This window comes from Sinorhizobium sp. M4_45 (assembly GCF_002885915.1).
In the GTDB taxonomy this organism is placed as follows: Bacteria; Pseudomonadota; Alphaproteobacteria; order Rhizobiales; family Rhizobiaceae; genus Sinorhizobium; species Sinorhizobium meliloti_A.
In genome coordinates, this window is sequence record NZ_NWVE01000014.1 from 64,119 (window position 1) to 76,541 (window position 12,423).

Annotated in this window: 12 protein-coding genes; all 12 read right to left on the reverse strand. The window is 61.9% G+C overall.

What is annotated here, in order from left to right; genetic code table 11:
• Nucleotides 1-8 precede the first annotated feature (8 nt).
• The 12 genes from ccoS to fixL all read right to left on the reverse strand — a co-directional run bounded on the left by ccoS (nt 9) and on the right by fixL (nt 12,312).
• Complete coding sequence (gene ccoS / locus CN933_RS28710; RefSeq protein ID WP_102763108.1) at nt 9-176, reverse strand: cbb3-type cytochrome oxidase assembly protein CcoS; 168 nt, start codon at nt 174-176, stop codon at nt 9-11.
• On the reverse strand, nt 173-2,446 hold the full coding sequence (locus CN933_RS28715) for a cation-translocating P-type ATPase (RefSeq protein WP_102763109.1): 2,274 nt from the start codon (nt 2,444-2,446) through the stop codon (nt 173-175). Before CN933_RS28715 ends, ccoS begins: the two co-directional genes overlap by 4 nt.
• On the reverse strand, nt 2,443-2,934 hold the full coding sequence (locus tag CN933_RS28720; RefSeq protein ID WP_102763110.1) for a FixH family protein: 492 nt from the start codon (nt 2,932-2,934) through the stop codon (nt 2,443-2,445). The genes CN933_RS28715 and CN933_RS28720 overlap by 4 nt, the downstream gene beginning before the upstream one ends.
• The gene (gene ccoG / locus CN933_RS28725) at nt 2,931-4,505 is read right to left on the reverse strand and encodes a cytochrome c oxidase accessory protein CcoG (protein ID WP_102763111.1); all 1,575 of its coding nucleotides are present in this window, start codon (nt 4,503-4,505) and stop codon (nt 2,931-2,933) included. The genes CN933_RS28720 and ccoG overlap by 4 nt, the downstream gene beginning before the upstream one ends.
• 236 nt (nt 4,506-4,741) lie before the next feature.
• Nucleotides 4,742-5,611 (reverse strand): cytochrome-c oxidase, cbb3-type subunit III, encoded by an 870-nt coding sequence (gene ccoP / locus CN933_RS28730; RefSeq protein WP_102763112.1) that lies wholly within the window; start codon nt 5,609-5,611, stop codon nt 4,742-4,744.
• Nucleotides 5,612-5,614: 3 nt separating this feature from the next.
• Nucleotides 5,615-5,767 carry a cbb3-type cytochrome c oxidase subunit 3 gene (locus tag CN933_RS28735; protein ID WP_102763113.1) on the reverse strand — a complete coding sequence of 51 codons (153 nt, stop codon included), beginning with the start codon at nt 5,765-5,767 and terminating at the stop codon, nt 5,615-5,617.
• A 12-nt stretch (nt 5,768-5,779) separates the two neighbouring features.
• Entirely contained in the window at nt 5,780-6,511 is a 732-nt protein-coding gene (gene ccoO, locus CN933_RS28740; RefSeq protein ID WP_102763114.1) for a cytochrome-c oxidase, cbb3-type subunit II, read from the reverse strand.
• A 14-nt stretch (nt 6,512-6,525) separates the two neighbouring features.
• The gene (ccoN, locus tag CN933_RS28745) at nt 6,526-8,145 is read right to left on the reverse strand and encodes a cytochrome-c oxidase, cbb3-type subunit I (protein WP_102763115.1); all 1,620 of its coding nucleotides are present in this window, start codon (nt 8,143-8,145) and stop codon (nt 6,526-6,528) included.
• A gap of 882 nt (nt 8,146-9,027) precedes the next feature.
• Nucleotides 9,028-9,663, reverse strand: a complete 636-nt coding sequence (locus CN933_RS28755) for a helix-turn-helix domain-containing protein (RefSeq protein WP_102763116.1) — start codon at nt 9,661-9,663, stop codon at nt 9,028-9,030.
• 79 nt (nt 9,664-9,742) lie between these two features.
• A complete protein-coding gene (locus CN933_RS28760) occupies nt 9,743-10,165 on the reverse strand; it encodes a response regulator transcription factor (protein WP_280951632.1) in 423 nt (140 codons plus the stop codon).
• A gap of 22 nt (nt 10,166-10,187) precedes the next feature.
• Entirely contained in the window at nt 10,188-10,802 is a 615-nt protein-coding gene (gene fixJ / locus CN933_RS28765) for a response regulator FixJ (protein WP_102763118.1), read from the reverse strand.
• The gene (gene fixL, locus CN933_RS28770) at nt 10,795-12,312 is read right to left on the reverse strand and encodes an oxygen sensor histidine kinase FixL (protein WP_102763119.1); all 1,518 of its coding nucleotides are present in this window, start codon (nt 12,310-12,312) and stop codon (nt 10,795-10,797) included. Before fixL ends, fixJ begins: the two co-directional genes overlap by 8 nt.
• Between the last annotated feature and the right edge of the window lie 111 nt (nt 12,313-12,423).

Here is a 12,423-nt window from a genome sequence, read left to right on the forward strand (position 1 = left end):
TCAAATAGCTAGAAAGTCTGGCTTGATTCACCCTTGTTATCGCCGTCTTCGAGTACGCGCCAGGAGGCTCCGTCGAGGTCCTCGTACTGCCCGCTCTTGAGTGCCCACAGAAACGCGAGGAGCGCCAGACCACCGAGACTGAGTGCGATCGGTATGAGATAGATGAGGGTGTTCATGAGGTCACCGCGCCTGAATGGATCAATGTGGCTGGTCCCGCGGCGTTGCCGGCGGCGAGGGTGCGCTTCAGTCTCAGAGCATTGAAGACTACCACGAGCGACGAGGTGGACATCGCGACAGCCGCGACGATCGGCGTCGCGTAGCCAAGAATTGCGATCGGCACGGCGATGATGTTGTAGCCGATCGCCAGCGCGAAGTTCTGCCGGATGAGTCGGCCGGCATGCCGCGAAGTCTCTATGGCGAAGGGAACTGCCGAAAGGGGCTCATGCATGAACACGAAGTCGGCAGCCTGGCGTCCGACATCGGCGGCAGTCGCCGGAGCCATGGAAACGTGCGCCGCACGCAGAACGGGCGCGTCGTTTATGCCGTCCCCCACGACCAGGGCCTTGTGACCTGCCTCGGCGGCAGCGGCGCATGCCTCGACCTTTTCGCGTGGCGAGAGTTCGGCATGCCAGTTCGAGATCCCCAAACTGCTGGCGAGGGCCGCCACCACAGGCTCCCTGTCGCCGGACAGTATTCCGGTCGCAATGCCCAGGCGGCCAAGGGCTTCGATCGATTCCCGCGAAGCGGGACGCGGCCGGTCCTCGAACCGGAAGCAGGCAAGCTCACGAAAATCCAACGACAGGATTGCCTCCGACTGCACGGCGGCAGACCCCGGATCGCCGACCGCAAAGCCGCGGCTCCCGAGCCGATAAACTCCGTCGTTGGTCTTCACTTCGATGCCGGCGCCGGGAATTTCCCGGATATCGCCGTCAAGCGCAGAGACTGCCCCTGCCGAATTCTGAATCGCTATTGCGATCGGATGGCGCGAATGCACCGCGATAGCCGCCGCCAACGCGAGCCGACCCGGTGCGATTTCGTGCGCGTTGACGAGCCGTGGTCTGCCGATGGTCAGCGTGCCGGTCTTATCCAGGAGCACTGTGTCGATCTCAGTTAGGCGCTCCATCGCCGAGCCATCCTTGACCATGACACCGCCTTGGAAAAGCCGCCCGGCCGCTACGACCTGGACGACGGGAACGGCAAGGCCGAGTGCGCAGGGGCACGTGATAATGAGCACCGCCACGGCGATCAGCAGGGCATGGTGGACATCTCCCTCCACCAACATCCAGCCGACGAAGGTCAGGAGCGCCAGCAGATGGACGGCCGGCGAATAATAGTGGGCGGCGCGGTCGGCAATGCGTCGGTAGCGCGCCCTGCCCCCTTCGGCAGCTTCCATCAATCCGATGATTTCGGCGATGAACGAGTCGCGCGACGCGGCGGTTGCCTCCAGGGTGAGCGGACCCGTGAGGTTGAGCGTGCCGGCCTGAACCGTATCTCCTGTGGCGACCACCGCCGGCGAGCTCTCGCCGTTGACCACGGAACGATCAAGATCGCTCGTCCCAGACACCACCCGTCCATCGACGGGGATACGCTCGCCGGCAGCGACGAACAGGCGTTCGCCTGGCTTGATCTCGTCGATGGTGCGGTACTCGCGCGAGCCATCCGGATGGACGACGGTGGCCCCGCGCGGCGACAGGCGTGCGAGACCGCTGATCGCCGCTCGTGCGCGGCCCCGCATCATGCGATCGAGCGTTCGGCCGATCAGCAGGAAGAACAGCAAGCTCACGGATGCATCAAACCAGGCATGTTCGCCATGACCGATCGTCTCGTAGAGAGACATGCCATAGGAAAGGCTGACCGCGAGCGCGATCGGCACATCCATGTTGGTTCGCCCGCGGCGAATGGCGTTCCATGCCGACTTGTAGAAAAAGCGGCCAGCATAGATCAGCGCCGGTCCGGCGATCAGCGCCGAGATCCAGTGGAAGAGATCGCGGGTGGCCGCATCCGCCCCCGACCAGACTGACACGGAGAGCAGCATGATATTGGTCGTGGCGAAGCCCGAAACGGCGACCGCGAGGATCAACTGCTTCAGCAGGTCATCGCCTTCCTCCCCGCCGGGCGAAAAGAGGTGTGCCTGATAGCCACGCTCAGCGATGGCATGGAGGAAATCACAGGGATCGGTGCGACGACCCCCAACCTCCTCCTTCCAGACGATTGAAACGCGACGGGAGGAGAGATTGACGCGGGCGCGTTCGACTTCGGCCTTCACGCGCAGCGCTCCTTCGATCGTGGCGATGCAGGCGCCGCAATAAGCGCCGGGGACGCTCAACTCGATCTGGCGCAGGCCGCCTCCGAGGTCCCGGCTCGCAAGCCAAAGTTCCTCGGAGGCGGGCGACGCCTGCCCTCCTGCGGGAACCATGGTTGCCGCACCAACGGCGCAGCAGCTCATTTGTCTCCTCCCTCTGCAATGAAGCGGATAGTCTGGCGGTGGACCACCGCATCCCCCGCCATGGCCGTCATGGCGGCGATCCATTGACCGGGCTTCAGCTCTTCACTCAAAACAAAAGCGCCCTCGCCCCGAGGATGGAGCTCGACGCGAAGGTCCTCATGCTCTTCAACCGGTCGTTTGAGAACGGCAATGACCTTGTCGATTTGTCGCTCCGGTTCGCCGTTCCGGGTGAGGACGTAGCGGATAGCGCCGGGTCCGGCCGTTAGCCGCCCCTTGACGCCGCTGGCCTGAAAGGCGCGGCCCGCGGCCACCTTGCCGTTGAACTGCTGGCTAGCGACGTAGGTATTCTCGACGACAAGGCCGCTCCAGCTTCGGCTGGCGTTCCAGGCCATGACGAGATTGACGGAGATGATGGTGCCGAAGAAGAGGCCCATCACCGCCGCCATGTGCCAACCGGTGAATCCGCGCTGTTTCGTTGCCGTGCTCATTGTCTTGCTGCTCCCGGCAGATTGAAATTGGCCTGATACACATCGCGTTCGTGGCTGGACGGATCCTCCGCTATGAGGGAAAAACCCTCTTCCGCCTCGGCAAATCTGCCTTTCGGCAACGTGACGAAGACTTTAAGCGGGGTGACCTTGTCCGGCTCGACGCCGATGGTGATGCTGCGTCCGTCGCCCCTCGCCTGCCCGGCCACCCGCATGGTGGCGGCGGGCATACCCTCGATCGTCAGGCTGATGGTGCGCTGTTCGGGGATCATGTTGAGCAGCTTGACCATGTAGCCGTTGCGCACCGAGCCGTCGGATTCGACGACAAACTGAGGGTTGCGGTCGTGGAGGACGTTCAGTTCCAGCCGGTCGCGCGTCAGCAGGCCGAAAAGAAGACCGAGTCCGACAATCGACCAGACGGCGAAATATACGAGAACGCGGGGCCGGAAGACGATGCGCCAGTTGAGGTGCCGCACCTTGTCGCGGGAGGCGCCATTGGCGTCGCGCACGCGACTTGGATCGATCGCCGCGGTCCCGCCGCTCGTCGCGAGCGCCATATTGGCGGCATAGTCGCTGAGCGTCGCGTATGAGATCAGCCCGCGCTCACGGCCGAGCTTGTCCATCACACCGTCGCAGGCGTCGATGCAGAGCGCGCAGGTGATGCATTCGAGCTGCTGGCCGTCGCGGATGTCGATGCCCATGGGACAGACGGCGACGCAGGCGTTGCAGTCGACGCAATCCCCGACGACCTCGCCGGCCGCAGCAGCCTTCTTCGCATGCCGCGAGCGCGGCTCCCCCCGCCAGTCGTTGTAGGTGACGACGAGCGAGTTCTCGTCCAGCATGGCCGCTTGGATGCGCGGCCATGGGCACATATAGGTGCAGACCTGCTCGCGCATCAGCCCGCCGAAGACGTAGGTCGTCGCGGTCAGAATTCCGATCGTGGTATAGGCGACCGGCGGCGCATCGAGCGCGACCAGGCTCGACAAGAGCGAGGGCGCATCGGCGAAATAGAATATCCACGCGCCGCCGGTCGCAACCCCGATCGCCAGCCAGATAGCATGCTTGGCCACGCGCTTGCGTATCTTGTTGAGGCTCCACGGTCCGGCGTCGAGGCGCATGCGCGCGTTGCGGTCCCCCTCGATGAAGCGCTCGACGACGAGGAAGAGATCGACCCAGACGGTCTGCGGGCAGGCGTAGCCGCACCAGGCTCGCCCGACTGCAGAGGTCACAAGAAAAAGCCCGAAGCCCGCCATGACGAGGAGCCCCGCCACGAAGAAGAACTCCTGCGGCCAAATCTCTATGAAGAAGAAATAGAAGCGCCGGGAAGCGAGGTCGATAAGGACCGCCTGATCCGGCGCATGCGCCCCGCGATCCCAGCGGATCCACGGCGTCAGGTAGTAGATGCCAAGCGTCACTAGCATCACCAGCCACTTGAACCGGCGGAAGCGGCCCTCGGCCCGCTTCGGGAAGATCTTCCGACGCTTCTCGTAGAGCGGCCCTCGCACACGCGCGGCATTGACCGCTTCCGCATCGAGCCGTTCGACTGAACCATTAGTTATTGGCTGGTGGAGCATGCAGGCAGGTCCCGGCGATAGTTTCGCTTGTGAGGCGACCTTTGCCGATGTGCACTCAGGTCACCTTGATCTGCGTCAAGTCCGCGCCCGGATGCCGCACATTGCGGTGGGACATCCCCAAGGGCTTTGAACTGAGCGGTTGTCCCGCCTGCTCGTAGACGAACGAAATCTGGCCAACCCCGCCCGTGACCAGGAAAATCGGCCGCACGGGTTCACGGCCGAATGATCTTGGACCTCTACTCGCCGCCGCCCAACGAGTGGACGAACACCGCGAGCTGCTTGACGGCGTCGTCGCCGAGGCGCGGCAGCCATGCGGGCATCACGCCGTGCTTCGGCGTCTTCATCTGCGCGATCACCGCCTGCTCGCCCTCTCCCTTGAGCCAGATCGCATCGGCGAGGTTGGGTGCTCCCATCTCACGGTTGCCTTTCGCGTCCGCGCCATGGCAGGACGCGCAGTTGTCGGCAAAGACCTGCTTGCCCTGCTCGACGAGGTGCGGTTGCGACGGTGCCTGGGTGAGGCTCACGACGTAGGCTGCCGTCTGCTGCATTTGCGCCGGCGTCAGCATGTCGCCGAAGGGCGGCATCTCCGAAACGCGCGACTCCGCGTCGCCGGCGTGTCGAACCCCATGAGCAATAGTCTGATAGATCTCTTCGGGCTTGCCGCCCCAGAGCCAGTCGTCGTCGTTGAGATTCGGAAAACCCTGCCCGCCCGCAGCCCCCGAGCCGTGGCACTGGGCGCAGTTCACCTTGAAGGCGGAAGCCCCGGCTGAAACGGCAAATTGCTGCAGTTGCGGATTTGCTATGATCTCTTCGACCGAACTCGATGCGATCTGCTCGAGATTGCCGGCCTGGGCAGCCCTGGCTGCGGCCAGTTCGACGCTGACCTCGGCGCGGCTCGAATAGCCGAGCATGCCCTTGGTCGCCTCCGTCAGCATAGGCCACGAGGGATAGGCGATTGCATAGCCGATCGCCCAGATGATCGTGGCATAGAAGCTGTAGACCCACCAGCGCGGCATCGGATTATTGAGTTCGCGGATGCCGTCCCATTCGTGTCCGGTGGTTTCTACGCCGCTGACCTCGTCGACGTGCTTGTGCTTGTCGGTCATGGATCAGTCCTCCTTCAACGGGATGACAGACGCCTGAGCTGCAGCCTTCTTGGCGCCGGGGCGGAAGATGAAGAAAACGACGCCGAGGAAGAACAACGTCATGGCGAGCAATCCCCAGCTGTCGGCAAAATGGCGCATGGCCGTGTACGTTTCCATGTTGCCTCCCTCTCAGCGATAGCCGGTGGTGTCGTCGTAGGTGGAGAAGTCGACGAGCGTGCCCAGCATCTGGAGATAGGCGACGAGCGCATCCATCTCCGACAGCCTTTGCGGATCACCGTCGAAGTCGCCGAGCTTGGCCTTGGGATAGCGTGCCTCTACGCCCGAACCGTCGGCATTCGGATCAGCCTGGGCCTTGAGGTCCGCACCCGCGTTATCGATCATCTCGTCGGTGTAGGGGACGCCGACCGCCCTGTTCGCCTCGAGGCTCATGGCAACATTCTTCACCTCGAGCGGCGTGTCCTTGAGGAAGGCGTAGCTCGGCATCACAGATTCCGGCACGACCGAGCGGGGCTCGATCAGGTGCTGGACATGCCATTCGTTGGAATAGCGGTCGCCGACGCGAGCGAGATCCGGTCCAGTTCGCTTGGAACCCCATTGAAAGGGATGGTCGTACATCGACTCCGCCGCCAGCGAATAGTGGCCGTAGCGCTCCACCTCGTCACGGAACGGACGGATCATTTGGCTGTGACAGACGTAGCATCCCTCGCGGACGTAGATGTCCCGGCCGGCAAGCTCCAGCGGGGAGTATGGCCGCATGCCCTCGACCTTCTCGATGGTGTTTTCGAGATAGAAGAGCGGCGCGATTTCGACGATTCCGCCGATGGAGACGACCAGGAGCGAGCCAATCAGCAGCAGCGTGGCATTGCGCTCGAGTATCGCGTGTTTGTCGAGAATGGACATGGTCTGATGCCCTCCTATTCTGCAGGCGCCGGCAGCGGCGCAGCACCGAAGATCGGTTCCTCGTCACGGACGCGACCGAGGATCGTCATTGTTACGTTGAAGGCCATGAGGAGCGCGCCGGCGAGGAACAGGGCGCCGCCGACGGCGCGCATGACATAGTAGGGGAACATGGCCGCGACCGTTTCCGCGAAGGAGTAGACGAGGAAGCCCTGGTCGTCGTATTCGCGCCACATCAAGCCTTGCTGGATACCGGCGACCCACATAACAGCGGCGTAGACGACGATGCCGAGGGTGGCGAGCCAGAAGTGCCAATTGACCATTCGCACGCTGTAGAGCCGTTCCCGGTTCCACAGCTTCGGTACGAGATAGTAGATCGCGCCGAAGGTGATCAGTCCGTTCCACCCGAGCGCGCCGGAATGGACGTGGCCGATGGTCCAGTCGGTGTAGTGACTGAGCGAGTTGACCGTCTTGATCGACATCATCGGGCCCTCGAAGGTCGCCATGCCATAGAAGGCGACGGCCATGACCATCATGCGGACCACCGGGTCGGTGCGGATCTTGTCCCAGGCGCCAGAGAGCGTCATGAGGCCGTTGATCATCCCTCCCCACGAGGGCATCCAGAGCATGATCGAGAAGACCATGCCGAGCGTCTGCGCCCAGTCGGGCAGCGCCGTGTAGTGCAGGTGGTGGGGACCGGCCCAGATGTACATGAAGATGATCGCCCAGAAGTGGATGATCGACAGCCGATAGGAGTAAACGGGGCGGTTCACCTGTTTCGGGATGAAGTAGTACATAATCGCCAGGAAGCCCGCCGTGAGAAAGAAGCCCACTGCGTTGTGTCCGTACCACCACTGCGTCAGCGCGTCCTGCACCCCGGAAAATGCGGAGTAGCTCTTCGAACCCAGAAAGGAGACGGGCACCGCCAGATTGTTGACGACGTGCAGCATCGCGATGGTGACGATGAAGGCGAGGTAGAACCAGTTCGCCACGTAGATGTGCGGCTCGGTGCGCTTCAGGATCGTGCCGAGGAAGGCGACGAGGTAGGCAACCCAGACGATGGTGAGCCAGAGATCGACGTACCATTCAGGTTCCGCGTATTCGCGTGACTGCGTGATGCCGAGCAGGTAGCCGGTCGCCGCGAGGACGATGAAGAGCTGATAGCCCCAGAAAACGAACCAGCCGAGATCGCCACCGAATAGGCGCGCGCGACTCGTACGCTGAACCACATAGAACGAAGTTGCGATAAGCGCGTTGCCCCCAAAGGCGAAAATGACCGCGGACGTGTGAAGCGGCCGTACCCGGCCGAAATTGAACCAGGGCTCTACGTTGAGGTCGGGAAAGGCAAGCTGAAGGGCGACGACGACGCCGACGAGAAAGCCGACCACGCCCCAGAATACCGTCGCGATGACGCCGTACTTCACGACCTCGTCGAAGTATTCGCTCCGACGGCCCGGATGACCCGCGCGAGCCGGACGGAAGTCAACGCGGCGCATGAGCACCAGGGTGCCGGCGAGCAGCACGAAGAACAGCACCCACATGTGCGCGCCGAACTGGCGGTCCTGCGCAAGGCCGGCTCCGACCAGCGCAAGGAAGGCGCCGACGGCAAGCACGACCATCTCGACTGTGTGTTTCATGGTTGGACCCCAACTCTCTTTAACCGCTGACTGGCGCATGCGGCGCGGGCAGCAACACTATTGCGAGAATTGTCAGAGCCCGGCCCTTGGCACCTTGATCCAGATCAAGTTGCTTTGGAGCTCGCGAGACATGGCGGCCGGTAGTTCAAAAGGAGCCAGACAGCGAGCGAAAAGACATGGCAATGCAACGATGCGACCTCCTCCGCTCGCACAGCGATGCGGTCAGCGACGTGACAATGCGCGGAAGTTTGCCGGTTTGGCTCGTGGGATCGGCCCTAACGGAGCTGCACAGGAAAGCGGCGGAAGCTCGGGCGGAGAACCGTCGGAGGGGATCTCCTGCGCATGCGGGAAACTACCGCTCACCCGGGCAGGCTGCCCGGACCGTTATCTCGTGCATCTCGGCGCAGAAGAAGATATGCGCAGACGGCCTGAGATCTCTTCTGGGCAGGTGAGATTTATTACGGTACAGGTTTGAGGCCTCTTGGTTCCCGCCATTCGGGTCTCCTTTCGAGCAGGCACCAGGCGTGAATACGCTGCTGATGGCAGCCTTGCGCCGCCGGTAGGTTACGCCCACGCTCTTCCACCGGCCATTGCTGGCAAACTCCGCAATCTGCAGCGAAACTTTGGGCTGCTGCGCATCCGGTCTGGCCAAGCATGGAAAAGGAATAGAGTTTATTACCCGGCGCGCGTAGGTAATCGGCACGATGTGGGGCTGGCCGTCCCTGGAGCATGCCAGCCGCGAGATCTCCGGCGGCCACTACGCCATGGCATTCCTCACGAGACATTTCGCTCACGAACATGGCTCCTCCCTCCTCCCGCTAGACCACGCTGGTTGGCGGCGGCGGAGTATCAGAGGAGCATGCTGCGCGGCCCGGGCCAGTCTCAGTCGCAGAGCGAACGCAGAGCTTCCATCCTTACGATGTCGATCGTCCTCGCGTCCCTGAGCGCGATGACACTACGCGCCTTCAGTTTTGTCACCACGCGCGACACGGTTTCGATCGTCAGGCCGAGGTAGTCCGCAATATCCTGTCGCGACATGGGCAAGCGAAGCTGCCTGCCTCCTCCCTGACGGTCGCAAAGATCAACGAGGAATGCGGCAATCCGTTCCACGGCACATTGCCTGCCGATTACCAGAAGATGCTGCTGAGCCCGTGCCATGCCGGTCAAGGCGAGCGCGAGAAGCTCCCGCGAACGCTCCTGCATATGCCGGCGCCCGAAAATGGCCAGTGTTGTTTCCGTGATGGCTTCGGCAAAGAAAGAATGGTTGGATCCGGCTTCGAAACCGAACATTTCGCCTGGGAGATGGAAGGATACGACTTGTCGGCGTCCATCTGAAAGGAGGCGGTAGACACGTACGGCTCCGGTCGAAACCTGATAGCACTTGTCGTTCAGATCGCCCTCGGCATAGATCTCGCGACCGGGCTTGTAAGTGGCGACAAGGTGGGGCCTAGAAATTGGGGCCGGCCCAAGGTGTTCGACCTCGATGGACTGTGGTTTGGCGGTTGCAGCGGCGTACATGGATTATCCCCTTTTCGATGTGGGGACAGATTGCCAATTCGCGTGACTTGGAGAAATTCGGTTAGATCACTAAGGGAAACTACTTAGCCGCCTCGATCAGGCTGTTGATCACGCTGAGCAGGTCGGGACCGGTGAATGGTTTCGTCAATGTCGCGTAGTCCACACCTTGCTGAAGGACCGACAGGCCGTCAACCAGCAGGATGGCCCGGCCCCCGTAATTGCTAAGGAATTGCGCGGCGGCTTGAGGCTCGGATCTCAGTATGTCGTCGTCGAGAATCGTGCAGAGCGCCACCCGGGAAGCATCCTCGGCTGCCCGCAAAGTGTCGTAAGACTGAGTCGCATATCCTTCGACCTCAAGTGCGAACGCCACGGACCGTCGGAGGCCCTGGTCCGCTGCAACGACGATGATGGTTTTCGCATCCAACAATTTGAGTCCCGCGCAATGTGACGTGCATCTGCCGCAATGAGCCGCCATTAAGCCGCTTGCGGCAACGCACCGCATTGCGCGAGATCAACTCGGCGGATCAGGAAGGACCGAAGCCACCGGCGAGAGCCATTCGAACGAGATGAGGGAGGCTCCTCGCCTTCATCTTGGTCATTACATTGGCGCGGTGCACCTCGACAGTGCGCGGGCTGATGTCCAGATCATAGGCGATCGACTTGTTGGGAAGGCCGGCGACGACTGCGGAGAGCACCTGGCGTTCTCTCTCGCTCAGCGTCTGGAGCCTAGCTCGGATATCGTTGACTTCGTCCGCGTCGGCTTGCGGAGCGACCAGATGTTCAGATGCCCTCTCGATTGCCTCGATGATCACGGTATCCTCGAAAGGCTTCTCTATGAAATCGACCGCTCCCGCTTTCATGGCCTCCACCGCCATGGGAACGTCGCCGTGCCCGGTAATCACGATCGACGGTACATTGATCTTGCGATCGCCGAGGTTGCGCAGAAGCTCTACGCCGGACATGTCCGGCATTCTCAAATCCGTGACAAGAACCCCGTTTCTGATGTCCGGCGCAAACGCCAGAAAGGCCTCGGCCGATTGATGCATTTTCACGGCGAATCCGTTCATTGTCAGCATGAAGGCCAGGGACTTCCTGACCGGCTCTTCGTCATCAACAATGTGCACCGTATAATCAATCATTTGCAACGATCCGTTCATCTACATAGGCGGGAAGCGTGAACCGGAAAGTGGCTCCGCCCGCCGCATTTTTCGAGACAGTCATCTCACCGCCGTGCGCCTCGACGATCCGCTTAGAAATGGACAGCCCGATGCCCATTCCGCTTGCCTTGGTCGTGACGAACGGCTTGAAGAGATGGCCGGAGATTTCCTCCGGGATGCCCCCACCCGTGTCTTCGACAACGACGGCAACCTCCCCCGCACCGGCCGGCATGGTGCGGATCGTCAGCTCTCGGCGGTCGACGAGGCGCATCGCCTCGATCGCGTTGCGCATTAGATTGATGAGGACCTGCTGGACCTGGATACGGTCGACCATTGCCATTTCGGCACCGGGCAGATATTCGAACACCGTTCTGACCCCCTGCTCGCGGGAGCCAACCAGGGCCAGCGCGGCGGCCTCCTCCACCAGTTTGCGGATGTCTTCCGGCGCCTTCTCCGTCTCCCCCTTTGTGACGAACTCCCTGAGATGTTTGATGATCTGGCCGGCCCGCAACGACTGGCGCGCCACCTCTTCGAGCGCCTCGCGCATTCGCGTAGCTATGGCGTCGTCCATGTCTCGCAACAGCCTGGTACAGCCATGCGAGTAGTTGGCGATCGCCGAAAGGGGCTGGTTCAGTTCGTGGGCAAGCGTCGACGCCATTTCGCCCAACTCGTTGAGCCGGGCAAGGCGCGCCAGTTCAGCCTGTATCTGCTCGAGCCTTGCGGCAGACTCCTCCCGCTCCGTCAGGTCCCTGATGAAGCCCGTGAAGAACCTCTCGCCGCCGGACCGCATCTCCCCAACGGCGAGCTTCATCGGAAACGTCGATCCATCTTTCCGCTGCCCGGAGACAACGCGATCGATACCGATGATGCGCTTTTCCCCGGTTGTCATGTAGCGCTGCATATATCCGTCGTGTTCGCGGCGGTAGGGTTCCGGCATCAATATGCGTAGGTTTTGGCCGATGACCTCCTCCTCTGCGTACCCGAACTGCCGCACGGCCGCGGCGTTGAAGGACACGATTGTGCCATCGGTAGCGCTGACCACTGTGGCATCCGGAACTGTATCCAGTATGGATCTCAGATGAGCGTCGCGAGCCCTTACGACGTTCTCGGTCCGGTCGATGGCGCGTCTTGCCGCCTCAAGCAATTCGCCCAGAGCCACAATCAGAAGCACTGCCGACCCGAAGACCACCAGTTCCAGAACACTCGGCCCCTCGGCACTCGTGATCTGCTGATGAAAAACCGCCGCAAAAAGCGACAGCCCGGCCGCGAAAAGAATCGCATTCCGGCCTCCGACCAGCGCGGCGACGAGGATCGCAGGGATGAACGAGAAGAGAAGAAGGCCTTCGCCGATTGGTTCCGGCAGTGTCACTCTGAGGGCAAGAATGCCCGACGTGACTATCGCGGCGACAATATAGGCTGCGACGCCGTCGCCTCTCCACCTGACGAACAACCGTCCCAACCGAGTCCTCTCAACAACGCTCACTGAAGGCATCCCATTACCACCGAAGGACTATTTACCGCTGCAGTGTCTAGCGTCTTCGCTGTATTTGCACCATCCAGACTCTTCCATAGACCATGCTGGCGTAAACAGCCAACCCGCTGC

Coding starts and splice junctions, on each gene's coding strand:
- ccoN (WP_102763115.1), bottom strand. CDS start 8,145: ATGAAACACACAGTCGAGATGGTCGTGCTTGCCGTCGGCGCCTTCCTT.
- CN933_RS28715 (WP_102763109.1), bottom strand. CDS start 2,446: ATGAGCTGCTGCGCCGTTGGTGCGGCAACCATGGTTCCCGCAGGAGGG.
- ccoO (WP_102763114.1), bottom strand. CDS start 6,511: ATGTCCATTCTCGACAAACACGCGATACTCGAGCGCAATGCCACGCTG.
- CN933_RS28720 (WP_102763110.1), bottom strand. CDS start 2,934: ATGAGCACGGCAACGAAACAGCGCGGATTCACCGGTTGGCACATGGCG.
- fixL (WP_102763119.1), bottom strand. CDS start 12,312: ATGCCTTCAGTGAGCGTTGTTGAGAGGACTCGGTTGGGACGGTTGTTC.
- ccoP (WP_102763112.1), bottom strand. CDS start 5,611: ATGACCGACAAGCACAAGCACGTCGACGAGGTCAGCGGCGTAGAAACC.
- ccoG (WP_102763111.1), bottom strand. CDS start 4,505: ATGCTCCACCAGCCAATAACTAATGGTTCAGTCGAACGGCTCGATGCG.
- fixJ (WP_102763118.1), bottom strand. CDS start 10,802: ATGATTGATTATACGGTGCACATTGTTGATGACGAAGAGCCGGTCAGG.
- CN933_RS28760 (WP_280951632.1), bottom strand. CDS start 10,165: ATGCGGTGCGTTGCCGCAAGCGGCTTAATGGCGGCTCATTGCGGCAGA.
- CN933_RS28755 (WP_102763116.1), bottom strand. CDS start 9,663: ATGTACGCCGCTGCAACCGCCAAACCACAGTCCATCGAGGTCGAACAC.
- ccoS (WP_102763108.1), bottom strand. CDS start 176: ATGAACACCCTCATCTATCTCATACCGATCGCACTCAGTCTCGGTGGT.
- CN933_RS28735 (WP_102763113.1), bottom strand. CDS start 5,767: ATGGAAACGTACACGGCCATGCGCCATTTTGCCGACAGCTGGGGATTG.